Annotated in this window: 19 protein-coding genes and 2 pseudogenes; 16 read left to right on the top strand and 5 right to left on the bottom strand. The window is 71.9% G+C overall.

From position 1 onward, the window contains the following. Positions 1-39 precede the first annotated feature (39 nt). The 9 genes and pseudogenes from BMW78_RS08570 to arr all read left to right on the top strand — a co-directional run bounded on the left by BMW78_RS08570 (position 40) and on the right by arr (position 7,395). Positions 40-480 carry a VOC family protein gene (locus BMW78_RS08570; RefSeq protein WP_091759091.1) on the top strand — a complete coding sequence of 147 codons (441 nt, stop codon included), beginning with the start codon at positions 40-42 and terminating at the stop codon, positions 478-480. 83 nt (positions 481-563) lie between these two features. Beyond that, on the top strand, positions 564-1,877 hold the full coding sequence (locus BMW78_RS08565) for an SAM-dependent methyltransferase (RefSeq protein ID WP_091758365.1): 1,314 nt from the start codon (positions 564-566) through the stop codon (positions 1,875-1,877). Positions 1,878-1,937: 60 nt separating this feature from the next. Next, positions 1,938-2,810: an LLM class F420-dependent oxidoreductase gene (locus tag BMW78_RS08560; protein WP_091758363.1), complete on the top strand. Its 873-nt coding sequence runs from the start codon at positions 1,938-1,940 to the stop codon at positions 2,808-2,810. Positions 2,811-2,814: 4 nt separating this feature from the next. Beyond that, positions 2,815-3,711 (top strand): RNA polymerase sigma-70 factor, encoded by an 897-nt coding sequence (locus BMW78_RS08555; protein ID WP_091758361.1) that lies wholly within the window; start codon positions 2,815-2,817, stop codon positions 3,709-3,711. A gap of 120 nt (positions 3,712-3,831) precedes the next feature. Further along, the gene (locus BMW78_RS08550) at positions 3,832-4,578 is read left to right on the top strand and encodes an SDR family oxidoreductase (RefSeq protein WP_091758359.1); all 747 of its coding nucleotides are present in this window, start codon (positions 3,832-3,834) and stop codon (positions 4,576-4,578) included. A 52-nt stretch (positions 4,579-4,630) separates the two neighbouring features. Further along, a complete protein-coding gene (locus tag BMW78_RS08545) occupies positions 4,631-4,849 on the top strand; it encodes a hypothetical protein (protein WP_091758358.1) in 219 nt (72 codons plus the stop codon). 171 nt (positions 4,850-5,020) lie between these two features. After that, positions 5,021-6,280 carry a DUF445 domain-containing protein gene (locus BMW78_RS08540; protein WP_091758356.1) on the top strand — a complete coding sequence of 420 codons (1,260 nt, stop codon included), beginning with the start codon at positions 5,021-5,023 and terminating at the stop codon, positions 6,278-6,280. A 65-nt stretch (positions 6,281-6,345) separates the two neighbouring features. Next, a pseudogene (locus tag BMW78_RS21400) lies at positions 6,346-6,825 on the top strand (putative immunity protein); the annotation flags it as partial. Positions 6,826-6,960: 135 nt separating this feature from the next. Continuing rightward, the gene (gene arr / locus BMW78_RS21395; protein ID WP_245735783.1) at positions 6,961-7,395 is read left to right on the top strand and encodes an NAD(+)--rifampin ADP-ribosyltransferase; all 435 of its coding nucleotides are present in this window, start codon (positions 6,961-6,963) and stop codon (positions 7,393-7,395) included. A gap of 9 nt (positions 7,396-7,404) precedes the next feature. Here the strand turns inward: arr and BMW78_RS08530 are convergent, their stop codons facing one another. Further along, a complete protein-coding gene (locus tag BMW78_RS08530) occupies positions 7,405-7,968 on the bottom strand; it encodes a DinB family protein (protein ID WP_091758352.1) in 564 nt (187 codons plus the stop codon). A 138-nt stretch (positions 7,969-8,106) separates the two neighbouring features. Between BMW78_RS08530 and BMW78_RS08525 the strand changes: the two genes are divergently transcribed. Then, entirely contained in the window at positions 8,107-8,439 is a 333-nt protein-coding gene (locus tag BMW78_RS08525) for a hypothetical protein (RefSeq protein ID WP_091758350.1), read from the top strand. 89 nt (positions 8,440-8,528) lie between these two features. Then, positions 8,529-9,422, top strand: coding sequence for a hypothetical protein (locus BMW78_RS08520; RefSeq protein ID WP_091758348.1), 894 nt, complete (start codon positions 8,529-8,531; stop codon positions 9,420-9,422). Positions 9,423-9,638: 216 nt separating this feature from the next. Here the strand turns inward: BMW78_RS08520 and BMW78_RS21390 are convergent. Both BMW78_RS21390 and BMW78_RS08510 read right to left on the bottom strand, forming a co-directional pair. Continuing rightward, positions 9,639-9,809, bottom strand: a pseudogene (locus BMW78_RS21390) (DUF1330 domain-containing protein); the annotation flags it as partial. A gap of 29 nt (positions 9,810-9,838) precedes the next feature. Next, on the bottom strand, positions 9,839-10,252 hold the full coding sequence (locus BMW78_RS08510; RefSeq protein ID WP_091758346.1) for a nuclear transport factor 2 family protein: 414 nt from the start codon (positions 10,250-10,252) through the stop codon (positions 9,839-9,841). Positions 10,253-10,380: 128 nt separating this feature from the next. Between BMW78_RS08510 and BMW78_RS08505 the strand changes: the two genes are divergently transcribed. From BMW78_RS08505 to BMW78_RS08485, 5 genes are all read left to right on the top strand, one after another. Continuing rightward, entirely contained in the window at positions 10,381-11,169 is a 789-nt protein-coding gene (locus BMW78_RS08505; protein WP_245735749.1) for a helix-turn-helix domain-containing protein, read from the top strand. Positions 11,170-11,248: 79 nt separating this feature from the next. Further along, on the top strand, positions 11,249-12,013 hold the full coding sequence (locus BMW78_RS08500; protein ID WP_091758344.1) for an SDR family NAD(P)-dependent oxidoreductase: 765 nt from the start codon (positions 11,249-11,251) through the stop codon (positions 12,011-12,013). A 100-nt stretch (positions 12,014-12,113) separates the two neighbouring features. After that, a complete protein-coding gene (locus BMW78_RS08495; RefSeq protein WP_091758342.1) occupies positions 12,114-13,058 on the top strand; it encodes a S1C family serine protease in 945 nt (314 codons plus the stop codon). A gap of 266 nt (positions 13,059-13,324) precedes the next feature. Beyond that, positions 13,325-13,936, top strand: a complete 612-nt coding sequence (locus BMW78_RS08490; RefSeq protein ID WP_218144287.1) for a hypothetical protein — start codon at positions 13,325-13,327, stop codon at positions 13,934-13,936. A 4-nt stretch (positions 13,937-13,940) separates the two neighbouring features. Next, on the top strand, positions 13,941-15,089 hold the full coding sequence (locus BMW78_RS08485) for a hypothetical protein (RefSeq protein WP_245735748.1): 1,149 nt from the start codon (positions 13,941-13,943) through the stop codon (positions 15,087-15,089). 27 nt (positions 15,090-15,116) lie between these two features. Here the strand turns inward: BMW78_RS08485 and BMW78_RS20780 are convergent, their stop codons facing one another. Beyond that, a complete protein-coding gene (locus BMW78_RS20780; RefSeq protein WP_091758341.1) occupies positions 15,117-15,317 on the bottom strand; it encodes a hypothetical protein in 201 nt (66 codons plus the stop codon). Continuing rightward, positions 15,314-15,754, bottom strand: a complete 441-nt coding sequence (locus tag BMW78_RS08475) for a hypothetical protein (protein ID WP_143056192.1) — start codon at positions 15,752-15,754, stop codon at positions 15,314-15,316. Before BMW78_RS08475 ends, BMW78_RS20780 begins: the two co-directional genes overlap by 4 nt. Positions 15,755-15,906: the final 152 nt, after the last annotated feature.

Raw genomic sequence — 15,906 nt, 5'->3', positions numbered from 1 at the left:
CTCGGGCGCCGTCGTGGATCTGTTGGGAGGATGGACGTCATGCCCGCCATCAAGCGTTTCGACCACATCGGCATCACCGTCGCCGACCTCGACGCCGTGACGGCGTTCTTCGTCGGGTTGGGTCTCGAGGTCGACGGGCGCATGTTCGTCGAGGGCGAGTTCGTCGACACGGTGACCGGCATTCCCGACTCACGTACGGAGATCGTCGGGCTGCGCGCGCCCGGCGGAGGGACGTGGATCGAGCTCTCCAGCTTCGTCAGACCGGACCACCAGCCCGGATCGCCCACCGCGATGGCCAATGAGCTTGGCCTGCGCAACGTCTCGTTCGAGGTCGACGACCTGCAGGCGACCGTCGACCAGCTGAGCGCTGACGGGTACGGCCTCGTCGGGGGCATCGGCCAGTACGAGAACGCCTGGCTGATGGCCTACGTCCGCGGCCCGGAGGGCATCATCGTCTCGCTGGCCGAGCGGATCGGCTGACCGGAGGGCGATCGCCGCGCCGCGGGCTGCGCAGCATGAGGCCCAGACCGCTACGTTGGCTCGTGAGGCCGTTGGGAGGTGCGATGGACGCCGCTGCGATCTTGCGACCGCTGGTCGACGCCGCGCTCGGCACCGACCTTCCGCTGCGCGTCGAATGCTGGGACGGCAGCTCGATGGGGTCACCGGACGCCGACGTGGTCGTTCGCTTCGCGTCACGGCGGGCCCTTCGCCGCCTGGCCTGGGCCCCCAACGAACTGGGGTTCGCCCGCGCGTACGTGTCCGGGGACGTCGAGATCGACGGTGACCTCCTCGACGCGCTGACCCGCCTCGAGGCGCTGGCCGACCCCGAGCGCGGACCGGGCGTGCGGGTCGGGCCCGACACCACGGCTGCCGTCGTCAAGGCCGTGCTGCGCCTGGGCGCGCTGGGTCCGCCGCCGCGGCCGCCCGCCGAGGAGATTCGGCTGTCCGGGCGCCGGCACGCGCGGGGACGGGATGCCAAGGCGGTCTCGCACCACTACGACGTGGGCAACGACTTCTACGCCCTGGTCCTGGGGCCGTCGATGGTCTACTCCTGCGCGTACTTCGAGCAGGAGCCCTCGCCCGACTACACCCTGCAGGACGCGCAGTGCGCCAAGCTCGACCTGGTGGCGCACAAGCTGGGCCTGGCCCCGGGGATGCGACTGCTGGACGTGGGTTGCGGGTGGGGGTCGTTCGTCATCCAGGCCGCCCGCAGGTACGGCGTCACGGCTGTGGGCGTCACCCTCTCCGAGGAGCAGGCCGCCTTCGCACGCGCAGCCGTCGCGTCACACGGCCTGGCTGACCGGGTCGAGATCAGGGTGCAGGACTACCGCGATGTGCCGGACGGGTCCTACGACGCCATCGCGAGCATCGGGATGGCCGAGCACGTCGGCCTGTCGCAGCTGGACGAGTATGCCGCCCACCTGCACACCCTCCTGTCGCCGGGCGGCCGGCTGCTCAACCATGCGATCTCGCGTCGGCCCGGACCCCCGGGCGACCCCAAGGGTGACAAGACGTCGTTCATCGACCGCTACGTCTTCCCCGACGGTGAGCTGCACCCGCTGGCGACGGTGGTCGACGTGCTGGAGTCAGCGGGGTTCGAGGTCCGGGACGTCGAGTCGCTGCGCGAGCACTACGTGGACACCCTGCGCGCATGGGTGGCCAACCTCGAACAGAACTGGGACCAGGCGGTCAGGCTCTCCAGCGCCGGGCGGGCCCGGGTGTGGCGGCTGTACATGGCCGGCTCGGCACTCGGCTTCCGCTCCAACCGCCTCGGCATCAACCAGGTCCTCGCCGTCAAGCCCGGCCCCGGTGGGGACAGTGGCTTCCCCCGGACCCGCACCGGGCTGCTCGCGCCAGCAGGTCGTCCCGAGCGTTGAATGGGGACGGTCGGCGGCGACGGACGGCACCGATGGAGAGCGCGACGTGAGGGAGCTGGCATGAAGCTTGGACTGCACATCCCGGACTTCACCTGGGACGGGGGGCCGAACAGCCTGCGCGACAAGCTCGGTGACGTCGCTGCGCGCGCCGAGCAGGCGGGGTACGACCGCGTCAGCGTGATGGACCACGTCTGGCAGATCGGGCACCTGGGGCCGCCGGAGCACGAGATGCTCGAGGCCTACACGACGCTCGGCTACCTGGCCGCGAAGACCGAACGCGTCAAGCTGCTCACCGTGGTCACGGCCGTCGTGTACCGCGAGCCCGGGCTGCTGGCCAAGGCCGTCACCACGCTCGACGTTCTCTCCGGCGGTCGCGCCATGCTGGGCATCGGTGCTGCCTGGAACGAGGAGGAGTCCCGCGGGCTGGGCCTGTTCTTCCCCTCCACGGCAGAGCGGTTCGAGCGGCTCGAGGAGGCGCTGCAGATCTGCCAGCAGATGTGGAGCGACGACGACGGCCCGTACGAGGGCAAGCACTACCGCCTCGCCCGGACGCTGAACTCGCCGCAGTCCCTCAGCCGTCCCCACCCGCCGATCCTCATCGGCGGCGCCGGGGAACGTAAGACGCTGCGCCTGGTCGCCCAGTACGCCGACGCGTGCAACATCTTCGACACGCCCGAGCTGCCTCACAAGCTCGAGGTGCTGCGCGAGCACTGCGAGCGACTCGGCCGCGACTACGACCAGATCGAGAAGACCGCCCAGGTGCGGTTCGACCTCGGCCCGAACGGCGAACGGGTCAAGCAGACGATCGAGCACCTGCACGAGCTCGCCGGCCTGGGTATCGAGGTCGCACATGGTGCTCTCGCCAACGTCAGCAAGCCCGGCACGCTGGAGCTGATGGCTGAGCGCGTGATCCCAGCGGTAGCGGACATCTAGCGCCATGACGTCACGCGAGGTCGACGACGCGCCTGGCCGGACCCTCGACGCGGCGGCGGAGGTCTTCAACGACTCCCGGCCCCGGCTGTTCGGGGTCGCCTACCGCATGCTGGGCAGTGTCGCCGAGGCCGAGGACATCGTGCAGGAAGCATGGCTGCGCTGGCAGCAGACCGATCGTTCGCTCGTCGGCAACCCTGCAGGCTTCCTCACCACCGTCACCACCCGGCTCGCCCTCAACGTCCTCGACACCGCGCGCGCCAGGAGGGAGCAGTACGTCGGGCCGTGGCTGCCCGAGCCCGTCGACACCAGCGCCGACCCGACTCTCGGTGCCGAGACGGCCGAGGCCCTCGACGCAGCCGTGCTGGTGCTCATGGAGAAGCTCGGCCCCGAGCACCGGGCGGCGTACGTCCTGCGCGAGGCGTTCTGCTACCCCTACGACGAGATCGCGGAGATCCTCGACACCACTGCCCCCAACGCCCGGCAGCTGGTCAGCCGCGCGAAGAAGCACGTGCAGTCGAGCCGCAGCGAACCCGTCGACCCGGCCGAGCACCGCGCCCTGCTCGACGCCTTCGTCGCGGCTGCTCGCGACGGCGACCTGGCGCGCCTGGAGCAGGTGCTGTCCGCCGAGGTGGTCAGCACCTCCGACGGTGCCGGCATTGCACCCCGGGCGGCCCGCCGGCCCGTGGTCGGCCGGGACAAGGTGGCCCGCTTCGTCGCCGGGTGGGCGGACTGGTGGACCGGCACGAGCCTCACCTGGCTGGAGACCAACGGGCGGCCGTCCGTGCTCGTCACGCGCGGCGACTCGGCCCTGGCGCTGCTCACCATCAGCAGCTCGGGATCCGGTATCGACCAGCTGCTCTGGGTCATGGCACCCGCCAAGCTCGCCCCGATCGCGGGCTAGCCACACCTGCGCGTGACGCTCGTCCTCGAGTGGTGTCACAGGAGGCGGCGCTGTCCGGTCATGTGGGGTGGAGGCGCCTGAGCCTCCTTCCCATCGACAGTCCCAGAAAGGGATCAACTCATGAAGGTCGTCGTAGTCGGCGGAACAGGGCTCATCGGGTCCAAGGTCGTCGAGAAGCTGAACGCCCACGGCCACGAGGCGGTGGCCGCGGCGCCGCAGACCGGGGTCAACACGCTCACCGGAGAGGGGCTGGCCGACGCGCTGGTCGGGGCGGACGTCGTGGTCGACGTGTCGAACTCCCCGTCGTTCGCGGACGACGACGTCATGGGCTTCTTCACCATCTCCACCACCAACCTCCTCGAGGCCGAGAAGGAGGCCGGCGTGGCGCACCACGTCGCCCTCTCGGTCGTCGGCACCGGGACCCTGCCTGACAGCGGCTACCTGCGCGCCAAGGCGGCCCAGGAGGACCTCATCAGGCAGTCGGGCGTCCCGTACTCGATCGTCCGTGCGACCCAGTTCTTCGAGTTCACCAGGGCCATCGCGGACGCCTCCACCGTCGACGGCGCGGTGCACCTCGCCCCGGTGCACTACCAGCCGATGGCGTCCGACGACGTCGCGTCGGCCGTGGCAAGGGCGGCTGTGGCCACACCGCTGCACGGCGTCAAGGAGATCGGCGGCCCCGAGAGGGTGAGGATGGACGAGTTCATCGCGGCCGTGCTCTCGGAGTCCGGTGACACGCGTGACCTGGTCGTCGACGAACACGCCACGTACTTCGGGACCGAGCTCGCCGACGACAGCCTCGTGCCCGCTGCGGGTGCCGAGCTGGGCTCGATCTCGTACGCGGCCTGGGCCAAGGAGTCCGCATGACGGTGGTCGGGACCCGCTGTCACATTCCCGGGTCCTGCCCGGTCATGAGTCCATGACCACCAACCCGAACCACCCCGACCTCCTCGCCGTGGCCGAGGAGGCCCAGGTCGAGATCGCTGCGGCGGAAGTCCTCCAAGGACCCGGTATGCCGCTCGACGCCGCAGGCTCGTTCGCCACCGCCGAGCTCGGGTACTACGAGGCGGAGCTGCGCAGCCTGCGCGGCGCCGCGACGAGGCTCGACGAGGCGGACCACTCGCACGACGTGCCCTGAGGCCCCGGGGCCGCTCGCCCGAAGCACGGCCGACGTTCGGCGGGAGGGCCGCCTAGGGTGGGTGGGGTGTCCCCGTCCACGACGCAAGCACCGCCGCGTTCGACAGCGGAGCAGCAACCCCTGACTCCGTCGGAACCCGGGCGGCACCGGGCGCGATCCTCCCTGACCGGAGTGCTGGGGATCGAGGGCTCGCAGCGTGACCGCCAGCGGCTGCGGAGGATGAAGACGAGGGCGAGCCTGCTGCTCGTCCTCGTCGGTGTCCTGTGGATCGCGAGCTACCTCGTGGCGCCGCAGTCGACCGCGTCCGAGTTCCTGCGCGCCGCGGCCGAGGCGGGCATGGTGGGCGGACTGGCGGACTGGTTCGCCGTCACGGCCCTGTTCAAGCACCCGCTCGGGCTGCCGATCCCGCACACCGCCCTCATCCCCCGGAAGAAGGACGAGCTCGCCGCCAGCCTCGGGCAGTTCGTCACCGAGAACTTCCTGTCCCCGGAGACGGTGCGCGACCACGTCCGCTCGCTCGGGGTCGTCGGGCGGACGGCGAGATGGGTGGCGCAGGAGAACGTCGCCCGGATGCTCAGTGACCGTGGCGTCGAGATGCTCACGACGGCGATGCGCTCTGCCGACCCCTCCGTGCTGGGGCGGCTGACGACTGGCGCCCTGCGCAGCTACACCGACAACCACTCCACGAGCGCCGCGCTGGGGCGGCTCATGGACAACGTGGTCGTGGCGAGGACGCACGAGCCGCTGTTGGACGTGCTGCTCAAGGCGGGAGCGGACGCGATCGAGGAGAACCAGGCAGCCTTGGCCCAGCAGCTGAAGGCCATCGGCGAGCGCAGCGGCTTCCTGGTGTCGCTGGTGTCCACCACCAGGCGCGCCGAGAAGATCCTGACCCAGGTGACCGCGGCCCTGCGCGCAGCGGGCGCAGACCGGGACCACGACCTGCGGACCACCGTCAACGACCTCCTGGAGCGCGTGGCCCAGCTGCTGAAGGACGACACGGCGGCCTCGCGCCGCATCGACGGTGAGATCAGGAACCTCGTGCACCACCCGGGCACCGAGGCCTGGGTGCAGGAACAGGTGGGCACCTGGATCGATGCCGTCGTCAGGATGCTGTCGCGCCCGGACGCGGCGGCCGAGGACGAGATCGCCAAGCTCATCCGGTCCGTCGCCACCCGGGTGCTCGAGGACGACGAGCTCGCAGAGATGCTCGAGCGCCAGCTCGAACAGGTCGTCGTCACCACCACCGAACGTCACGGCCACCAGCTCACCGACCTGATCCGCACCAAGGTGGAGCTGTGGTCGCCCAAGGAGACCGCCGACCGTTTCGAGCTCGCGGCGGGCCGTGACCTGCAGTTCATCCGCATCAACGGCACGGTGGTCGGCGCACTGGCCGGCGTCGCCATCCACGCCTTGTCGCTGCTGCTCGTCTGACTCGAGGCCGCGAGCTGGCCCGTCGCCAAGGCACACTGTCAGGGTGGTCCGGAGGGTGATGGGGAATGCTGCCGAAGACGGACTTGCGGCGGCGCGGCTGTTGCACGACTTCAACCGTGCAGTCCGGTCATGGTCGCGTACGAGCGGGAGCTGTAGGGGAGATGCGGACATCGGCGGGTGACTTCGGGTTGACGACGGACGAGCTGCGGGCGGTGGCGGGGTATGCCGTGGCGTGCGCCGAACCTGCGCTCGTCATCTTCGAGAAGGCCCACCCCGGTGACTGCCGCCCTGCGGCGGCCCTCCACGCCGCTCGGGTCTTCGCCGAGGGGGCGCCCCGTTCACGCCTCCAACGGACTGCGGCCACCGACGCCCACCGCGCTGCCAGGGAGGCTGCGACCGAAGCCGCCCGGCACGCGGCGAGCGCTGCAGGAGACGCCGCCGCGGCGGCATACCTCCACCCGCTGGCGAAGGCGACGCAGGTGCGCCACATCCTCGGGTCCGCAGCCCATGCCGCCCGGGCGGCCGAGCTCGCCCGGGGCGATGACCCGGTGGTCGCGGAGTACGTGGTCACCGCCGCCGCCAAGCGGGCCACGCCGGTCGTCCTCGACGTGCTGAGCCGCTACCCGCGGGCGCCGAAGGGGCGCAACCGGGTCGCGGCGCTCATGGAACGGCTCGACAGCATGCTCCGGGACCCACCTCCGCCGCCGCGCGTGGTCGATGACCCCGGGCCGTTCTTCCACGGCACCAGGGCCGACCTGCGTCCGGGGGACCTGCTCACCCCGGGCTGGCGCTCGAACTACGGGTCGGGGCGTCAGGCCAACCACATCTACCTGACCGCGACGCGCGAGGGCGCGCCGCTGGCAGCCGAGCTCGCTCAGGGCGACGGACCTGGACGCGTCTACCGGGTCGAGCCACTCGGCAGGATCGAGGACGACCCGAATGTCACCGACAAGCGCTTCCCCGGCAACCCGACCCGGTCCTACCGCACGACCGAGCCCTTGCGGGTCGTCGAGGAGGTCACCGGCTGGACGCGTCCGCCGGCGGACCTGATCCGGCACATGCGCGAGCGGATGGCCGAGCTGGCCGAGCTGGGGATCGAGGCGATGGACGACTGACGGCAGCCCTCAGCGACGGCTTTCGGTGTGGCCGTAGAGGTCCCGCAGCAGCGACACCTCGGCAAGGTGGTGGATGAGCTCGCGGTTGATGTGCAGCACCAGGGCGGCCAGCGGCGCCTCGGCGAACGGTCCCTCTGCGGGTCCGCACGGTCGGTCGAGCCCGTCTTCGCCGAGCGCCCGGATGCCCTCGAGCCACAGGGCGACCTCACGGTCGAGCTGCGCCAGCGCCTCCGCCGCCGTGCCGGCATACGAGAACGACGCGTAGTCGACCGGGGCCCGACCGAAGTGGGCAGCGTTGCGCATCCCGAGGACGCCGACGACCACGTGGCCGAGCCGCCAGGCGATCGTGGTCAACGGTGCCGGGGTCGGTTCGGGGAACACCCAGTCAATGACGAAGTCGCCGCCGCCCGCAGCCATCGCAGTCGTGGCCGTCCCACGGGGGCGGACGTTCCAGGCGCCCTCGACCGGCTCCCAGAAGTACTCGTCGTCCGACAACCCGGCCAAGCGGTTGCGCAGCTGGTGTTCCCAGTGCCACTCGAACTGGTCGCGCAGGAGTGCGTTCCACGACGTCATGTCGCCAGTGTGGCCCCGTGACCCAGGTCAGGAGCGGTCCGCTGTCAGGCCGTCTTCCGTGCGGGGCGGCGGGTCGGTTCCGGACGGGTACCCTATATGCGATTGCCGGGGTCGGGAACGTGCTGAGACGCTCGTCGTATGCCGTCCGGTCCGTTCGAGCCGCCTTTCGACCAGTTCCTGGCCACCGCCGAGGCGGTGGCCAGAGCCCGGCCCGACGTCGACCTCGCCATGGCGCGTGAGGTGTTCGAGGAGGCCGCGGTCCTGCTCTACAACGGGCTCGCGCTCGAGGGGCTGGACGAGCACGACGCGCGCTCGGTCGTCGACGGTCTCTGTGCCGACCTCGTCGGTGACGATCCCGGCTCCGCAGTCCGGGCGCGGACCGAGGCCACGCTGGCCGACCCCGGCGACCTGCACGACCCGAGGGGCGTGGCCGCGGCCTACGAGGTGGCCACGCGGATCCTCCAGCTCTGAACCGTCGCCACCTCCGGCCCCGTCCTCGTTCGCAGCCCTCTGGTTGCCCGGGGCGGTCCGGCGCGGCGAGGCACGACACAATGCCCTCCATGACCGACCTGGCCGCCGACGAGGCGCGACAGCTCCTGCTCGCCAACGCCGACCGTGCGGTCACCGGGCGGCTCGACGACCCGGCGCTGTTCGCGGCGGTGGTCGGGGTCGAGCGGCTCGTCGTCGCGACGGGGTCGGCAGACCCCGAGGTCCTGCGCGCCGCGCTGGAGGGACGCCTCCCCGAACACGGTCACGGGTCGGACGTGGCGGCGCTCGTCGCCGAGGGCGAGCGACACGTGGTCGCGGGCCTGGCCCGGCGTGCCAACCGGCAGCCGGTCGACGCCGCCCTGGTCAACCCCGGTGCCGGCTCCTACGAGGTCACGACCGACGCCACGCTGGTCCGGGCCGCGGTCCGGGCGGCACAGCGGTCGCTCGACGCCATGCCGTACTACGGGATCCGCTACGGCGAGCGCGGGTCCCGGTTCGCCAGCACCGACTCCGCGTGGCTCATCTCCCTCGCCCACCTCGGCGAGGAGCGCGCCACCCGCCAGGTCGCCTGGCTCTGCCGGGTGCTCGCCGGGCGCGGCATGCCGTCCTGGCTGATGGAGCTGCACCTGGTCGAGCTGGTCGCCGAGGTCCGGGCGGCAGCCGGGGACGAGGCCGTGGGAGCCCTGCCGGCTGCCGCGGCCGCCCTCACCGCCGCACGCCGCGGCCACGTCGACGACGAGCTGCTGGACCTCGCCGACCGCTGGACCGAGGACGTCGTGGGCGAAGCGGTGCCCGTGCCCCGGACCGGCGCCCTCCTCGCCGCGGCGGTCGCCGACACCCTCACCGGGGTCGCCACCGACGACCACGTGCTGCTCGACTGGCTCATCGACCCGGCCCGCGTGCGTCCCGAGGTCGCCGACGCCCTGCGCACGGTGCGCCAGAGAGTCCGCGCAGCCGCCCGCTGAGTCCCGCGCCCACCCGCCGGTCGGCCCGGCCCTCACCCGGCCGGCGCAGCCTCCGCGACCTGCGCAGCGAACACCAGACGCAGCGCGTCCGCGGTCGACGTGGCGCGGTAGCCGTCGGGCACCCCCTCGACGAGGCAGACCATGGAGTTGGAGTGCTCGGTCCGCAGTGCAGCGATGGCGCGGTACGCGGGCGAGTCCCACCACGCGAGCGGCCTGCATCGAGGGGAACCGGATGACGACCAGCGCGCCCGTCCACTCTCCCTCGAGGGGGACCAGCTCCGTCCCGTGCACGAGCCACTGGCCGCCGTACGGCTCCATCGTCGCCTCGATCCGCTCGATGTACTCGAGGACCTGCGGCACGGGCTGGACGTCACGCAGGTAGCCCACGCCATACGCCGGCCGGGGGGTCGCCGCGCTCACGCCGCGACCTCGGGCACGACGTCGAGGAAGCCGCGGACGTCCACCACCTTGCCCTCGGCGTCGAGCACGACCACGTCGGAGCCGATGACGACCGGCTCGCCCCCTTCCGGCCCCAGGCCCCACTGGAGCCGGACCTGGCGGTGGTGGCCGTCGGGCTCCCCGACCACGGTGAACACGAACCCGGGGAACTGCCCGTGCACGGCGGCGACCAGGGCGGTGAGCCCGTCGTGGCCGCCGACCTCGGCGAGCGGGTCGGTGTAGGTCACGTCCGCGCTCCAGTGCGCCTCGAGCAGGGCGCGCAGCTCGCGCGGGTCTGCCGCGTTCCACGTCGCGAGGTATGCCGCGAGGACAGCCGCGCTGTGCGGGGCGGTCTCGCTGTGCGTGGTGTCGCGGATGGCATTGTCCTGCATGGCTTCTCCTTCATCGGGCTGCTTCCGGCGGAACCGCCGGCACCGAGAGGCTCCCGTCCCGCGGGCAGGCGCGTCGATGACCTCGGAGGTCATGGCCGGGCTGCAGGTGGGCTGCGAGACTGGCGCCCGTGACGACGACGGTGCAGACCCGGCCCGAGGTGGGCGCCCTGCTGCGGACCTGGCGCGAGCGCCGCCGCCTGAGCCAGCTGGAGCTGTCGACCAGGGCCCAGGTGAGCACCCGGCACCTCAGCTACGTCGAGACGGGGCGCTCGCGACCGACGGCCGAGATGATCGACCGCATCGCCGACTCGCTCGAGGTCCCGCTGCGCTCGCGCGACGAGCTGCTCCTCGCCGGGGGCTACGCGCCCCGCCACGGGGGCCGCGGCCTGGACCACGCCGACCTCGGGGTGGTCCTCGACGGCCTGCGCCACCTGCTCGACGCGCACCTGCCGAACCCGGCGCTCCTGCTCGACCGGCACTGGGACGTCGTCGACGCCAACGCGGCCACGGACCTGCTGCTCGCGGGGTGCGAGCCGGCGCTGCTGGAGCCGCCCGTCAACGCGATCCGAGTCAGCCTGCACCCGGGCGGTCTCGCGCCGAGGATCCGCAACCTGTCGCAGTGGGCCGCCCACCTGGTGCACCAGGTGCAGGCCCGGGCGGACCTGACCCACGACCCGGCGCTGGTCGCGCTGGCGCGGGGGGCCGCGGCATACGTCCCGGGCGCCGCGCGCGGGCCACGGCCGACCGGTCCGGTGCTCGCCCTGGAGCTGGAGCACGAGGACGGGCTGCTGCGGTTCTTCAGCGTCAGCGCCCGGCTCGAGACCGCCACCGACGCGACGCTGGACGAGCTGCACCTCGAGACCTTCCTGCCGGCCGACCGCGAGACCCAGCGGGCGATGGCGTCCGTCCCGCGCTGAGGCCAACGTCTCGCTGAGGCCACGCCGGGGAGACCAGCGAACGCAGGACAGCGGAGCCTTTGCGTGGCAGGGTCCGAGCATGAGCTCTCCCTTCAGCCTCGAGGGCAGGACGGCCCTCGTCACCGGCGGCAACCAGGGGCTGGGCAAGGCGTTCGCCCGCGCCCTCGCCGACGCAGGAGCCCGGGTCGCGATCTGCGGCCGGCGCGAGGACGCCAACCGGGCCGTTGCCAACGAGGCCAGGGAAGCGGGGCATGACTACGTCGCCTTCACCGCCGACCTCACCGACGACGGCCAGGTGACGGCCCTCGTCGAAGGGGCCGCGTCAGCCCTCGGCGGCCGCATCGACGTCCTCGTCAACAACGCCGGCGTCTGCCACCACGCCCCGGCGTTCGAGGTGACCGACGAGCAGTGGGACGACGTGTTCGACCTCAACGTCCGCGCCCTGTGGAAGATGTCGCGCGCCGTGGGAGCCGTCATGCGCGACAACGGCGGGGGCTCGATCGTCAACGTCGGCAGCATGTCCGGCATCATCGTCAACCGCCCGCAGTGGCAGCCCGCCTACAACGCCTCGAAGGCGGCGGTGCACCACCTCACCAAGTCGCTGGCCGTCGAGTGGGCGCCCCACGGCATCCGCGTCAACGCCGTCGCGCCCGGCTACGTGAAGACCGACATGGCGCCGGTGGACCGCCCGGAGTTCCAGCGCCACTGGATCGAGGACTGCCCGCAGCAGCGGTTCGCGCTGCCGGAGGAGATCGCGCCGAGCGTCGTCTTCCTCGCCAGCGACGCGGCATCCTTCATCACCGGCTCGATCCTCGTGGCCGACGGCGGGTACACCGCCGTCTGAGGCACCCCGCCGGTCGTCCTCGGCGCCACGGCAGCCTCCGCGCGTTTCGCCCTCGGTGAAACCCGGAATCCCTTCATGCGCAGCGCTCGTTGTCACAGCCATGAGCACTGACCCGACGGCGGAGTCGGGCGCGCTGGACGCCTACTCAGCCGTTGTCACCACCGTTGCGGCGCAGCTGACGCCGAAGGTCGCCGCGCTGCGGATCCGGTCGTTGCGCGGAGAGTCGGCCGGGTCGGCCGTGGTCCTCACCAACGACTCCCACATGGTCACCAATGCTCATGTCGTCGGTGATGCCGGCGAAGGAACGGCAGAGTTCGCCGACGGAACGCTCACCCGCTTCCACGTCGTGGGCCGTGACCCACTGTCGGACATCGCCGTCATCGTCGCCGACCACGAGCTGCCGACCCCGCCCGACTACGGCGACGCAGGTTCGCTCCTCGTCGGCTCACTCGTGGTTGCCGTCGGCAACCCGCTGGGCCTCTCCGGCACGGTGACGGCAGGCGTGGTCAGCGCCCTGGGCCGCAGCATGCCGGTCCGGACCCGCACGGCGGCGCGCCTGATCGAGGACGTCATCCAGACCGACGCTGCCCTCAACCCGGGCAGCTCCGGTGGTGCGTTGGCCGACAGCAGGGGTCGTGTCGTCGGGATCAACACGGCCGTCGCCGGAATAGGCCTCGGCATGGCGGTGCCCATCAATGCCACGACCCACCGGATCATCTACGCCCTGATGCATGACGGGCGGGTGCGGCGCGCGTACCTCGGTCTGGTGACGACTCCTGCACGGCTGACCCCCACCCAGGCTGAGCGCTACGGGCAGCGTGGTGCCCTGCGAGTCGTCGAGGTCGTCGAGAAGAGCCCGGCCGCCCAGAGTGGCCTCCACGCGGGTGACCTCGTCCTCGCGATCGACGGCGCGCCGCTCGGCGATGCGCAGTCGTTGCAGAAGCGCCTGTTCACCGACGCGATCGGTCAGCGGATGGAGGTCACCGTCATCCGCAACGGCGCGCTGGTGGACGCTGTGGTGCTGCCGAGCGAGCTTCCGGACTGAGGAAGGCTCCGCCTTCCACCGCCGACACCACCGATGGCGGCCCCGAGGGCGACACTTGCGCCGCCGAAGGTCAAGCGTTGTGCCGGTGGAGGTAACGCACACCGCCACCAGTGCAACGAAATGGCACCGAATCGCGCCACACCTCGCGAACCGCACGGGCAGGGCCAAACGGCCCATTACTCTCACGCGCGTCGGGCGCGCACCTCCAGCCTTCGATGACCCGGAGCAGTCCCCAGCGCGCCCCGCCCGTGAAAGGCAGTGCCCGCATGACCCTCCGCTTCCCCCAGCGCCTGACCCTGAGCGCCTTCGTCACCCTCCTCCTCGCCCTGGCCACCGTCGTGACCGCCCCGAACGCCGAGGCCGCCGAGTACCGCTACCGCTCCTACGTCACCGGTTACTCCTACTGGGACAACACCCCGGCCGGCAGCGCCACCATCGCCTACCCCCGCACGTGGTACCCGACCAAGCACACCCGCGCCGGCGGCACCGGCACCTACAGCGACCCGATCACGGTCGCCGTCGGCCACAGCATCAGCAGGGGAGTCGACACCCCGTTGTTCAAGCCCGGCACCCGCTTCTACATCCCCAACCTGCGCCGCTACTTCATCGTCGAGGACACGTGCGGCGACGGACCCAAGCCGCAGCTCAGCGCCTGCTGGACCGGCTTCCCGAAGGGCCCCACCGGCGCCCAGAACTGGCTCGACCTCTGGGTCGGCGGCGCCAAGGCCAGCCGCTCGGTCTCCGACAGCTGCATGTCGGCCATCACCAAGACCGTCACCGCGATCATCCGCCCCCGCTCCGACTACGTCGTCGTGTCCGGCGACATCAGCGGCAGCCGGTGCGCCCGGCAGTACGGCAACACGGCTGTGCGACGCTGACCGCGTGACCCGTGACGAGCTCGACCTGACCAGCCACCACGGCAGCAGGGCCGGCGCGGCTTCCCCGGGCCACGCCGACCCTGCTCCCGCGTCGCGCGAGGTCGTGCTCGGCGTCGCCCTCTCACCGCACGTCACCGAGGGTCTCCGCACCGCGCTAGCGCAGCAGCTGTCGAGCCTGCTCGGCGACCGGATGCCCGGCCACTGGCGCGTCGAGCTCGTCGACGACGCCCTCGTGCGACCACCCGCCGACGGGCTCGACCTGCTGGAGGCGGCGCGCGACGTCATGCTCGAGCGCGAGTGGGACCTCGTCGTCGCGCTCACCGACCTGCCCCTGAAGGCCGGCCGACGGGTGCTCGTCACCCAGGCCAGCCCGGTGCACGGCGTCGGGCTCGTGTCGGTACCGGCCCTCGGGGGCGCCCGCACCCGCTCGCGCGTGCCTGCGCTCGTGGTCGACCTGGTCGCCTCGCTGCTCGACCTCGACGAGGACGACGACCCCGGTGTGGTGCGGCAGCGCCTCGACCAGCTGTCGTCCGACACCGGCGAGGACGACGGACTCCAGTTCACCGCTCGCGTGCTCGGCGGCAACCTCCGCCTGCTGCTCGGCATGGTGCGCGCGAACCGGCCGTGGCGGCTGGCCGCCGGGCTCACCAAGTCGCTCAGCATCGCCGCGGCCACCGGCCTGCTGACCCTCGTCTCCTCCGACCTCTGGCTGCTCTCCGAGGGCTACGGCCCCACCCAGCTGGCCGTGCTCGCCGTGCTGTCGGTCGCGGCGGTCGCAGGCACCCTTGTCATCGGCGCGCAGCTCTGGGAGCGGCCCCGCGCCCGGCGCGAGCGCCGCCAGGTCGCGCTGTTCAACGCGGCCACCCTCGCCACGGTCGTCATCGGCGTCGTGACCCTGTTCGCAGCGCTGTTCGTCATCTCGGTGCTGGGCGCGCTGGTCCTCGTCGACGCCGACGTGTATGCCGCGCTGACCGGCCACGCGCTCGGGTTCCCCGAGTACCTCCGGGTCGCCCTCGTCACGGCCAGCCTCGCGACGGTCGGTGGCGCCCTCGGCGCCGGCCTGGAGAGCGACGACGCGGTGCGCGGGGCGGCATACACCCAGCTCGCCAGCACGGAAGCGCCCGCCGAGCCGCGCGCGGACAACGCCGCGTAGAGCCCGGCGGGCACCCCGCCCCCGCCGTCAGGCCACTCCATGGGTGGGTGGTCCGGGCCCGTCGACGGGGGAGTCCTCCTCTGCGTGGTCGTGCCGGCACGTGTGCAGGTGCACGGACACCTGGGCCGTCCAGGCGTGTCCGTGGTTGCAGGCGAACAGCACCTCGTCGCCGCTGACGAAGATGCTGAGGTCGCCGTCGTCGTCCGTGTGCTTCAGCCGCGTGGTCACGGGGAAGCTCCGGCGGCGGCGCCCTCAGGCGTGCGCCGCACGTCGGACCGGTGCGGCGGGTTCGGCTGGCGGGGCAGCCCGAAGGCGTCCGGGTAGAGCACCTGCGCCTTGCTGAGCAGGTCCTCATCGCGGCTGCTGCCCAGCACCCCCTCCAGCTTCTGCTGGGTCCTCCTGGCCTCGCTCATGGCCTGGACCGCCTTGGCCTCTGCGTTCTCGCGGCCGGCCGCCCCGAACCAGTACCCCAGCGTGGTGGTGAGCAGCGGCAGCACCACCAGCAGGACGTCCTTCGCCCGCTGGTACGTGTCGAGCACGTGCCCTTGTGCGTCCCATCTCGGGACGGTCGAGATCTGGCCTGCCACCTCGAGCAGCCAGTAGGTCGTGATCAGGAACAGGATCCCGGTCAGGACCGCACGGATGTACATCGCTGCCTTTTCCATGGCGCCCCCCTGTTGTTGCACCACAAGGCTGCGCTCGCCCCATCCGTCGAACGTCGTGCAAATGACGGAGACAAGGTCAATTTTCGGTATCTACGGCTTCGTTTCCACAGCCGTCGGGCCGTTTGGTGCCGCTTGCAGCGGGCAGTGCCGAC

It is taken from the genome of Pedococcus cremeus (genome assembly GCF_900111375.1).
Taxonomy (GTDB): Bacteria; Actinomycetota; Actinomycetes; order Actinomycetales; family Dermatophilaceae; genus Pedococcus_A; species Pedococcus_A cremeus.
Note: the sequence above shows the minus strand (reverse complement) of the source record. Positions and strands in the feature narration are given on the sequence as shown.

Excerpts from the sequence above, each read along its gene's own strand:
- BMW78_RS08525 (WP_091758350.1), top strand. The coding sequence starts at position 8,107 with ATGCCGTCCGGTCCGTTCGAGCCGCCTTTCGACCAGTTCCTGGCCACC.
- BMW78_RS08490 (WP_218144287.1), top strand. The coding sequence starts at position 13,325 with ATGACCCTCCGCTTCCCCCAGCGCCTGACCCTGAGCGCCTTCGTCACC.
- BMW78_RS08530 (WP_091758352.1), bottom strand. The coding sequence starts at position 7,968 with ATGACGTCGTGGAACGCACTCCTGCGCGACCAGTTCGAGTGGCACTGG.
- BMW78_RS08520 (WP_091758348.1), top strand. The coding sequence starts at position 8,529 with ATGACCGACCTGGCCGCCGACGAGGCGCGACAGCTCCTGCTCGCCAAC.
- BMW78_RS08500 (WP_091758344.1), top strand. The coding sequence starts at position 11,249 with ATGAGCTCTCCCTTCAGCCTCGAGGGCAGGACGGCCCTCGTCACCGGC.
- BMW78_RS08475 (WP_143056192.1), bottom strand. The coding sequence starts at position 15,754 with ATGGAAAAGGCAGCGATGTACATCCGTGCGGTCCTGACCGGGATCCTG.
- BMW78_RS08550 (WP_091758359.1), top strand. The coding sequence starts at position 3,832 with ATGAAGGTCGTCGTAGTCGGCGGAACAGGGCTCATCGGGTCCAAGGTC.
- arr (WP_245735783.1), top strand. The coding sequence starts at position 6,961 with ATGCTCCGGGACCCACCTCCGCCGCCGCGCGTGGTCGATGACCCCGGG.
- BMW78_RS08510 (WP_091758346.1), bottom strand. The coding sequence starts at position 10,252 with ATGCAGGACAATGCCATCCGCGACACCACGCACAGCGAGACCGCCCCG.
- BMW78_RS08570 (WP_091759091.1), top strand. The coding sequence starts at position 40 with ATGCCCGCCATCAAGCGTTTCGACCACATCGGCATCACCGTCGCCGAC.
- BMW78_RS08565 (WP_091758365.1), top strand. The coding sequence starts at position 564 with ATGGACGCCGCTGCGATCTTGCGACCGCTGGTCGACGCCGCGCTCGGC.
- BMW78_RS08560 (WP_091758363.1), top strand. The coding sequence starts at position 1,938 with ATGAAGCTTGGACTGCACATCCCGGACTTCACCTGGGACGGGGGGCCG.
- BMW78_RS08545 (WP_091758358.1), top strand. The coding sequence starts at position 4,631 with ATGACCACCAACCCGAACCACCCCGACCTCCTCGCCGTGGCCGAGGAG.
- BMW78_RS08495 (WP_091758342.1), top strand. The coding sequence starts at position 12,114 with ATGAGCACTGACCCGACGGCGGAGTCGGGCGCGCTGGACGCCTACTCA.
- BMW78_RS08555 (WP_091758361.1), top strand. The coding sequence starts at position 2,815 with ATGACGTCACGCGAGGTCGACGACGCGCCTGGCCGGACCCTCGACGCG.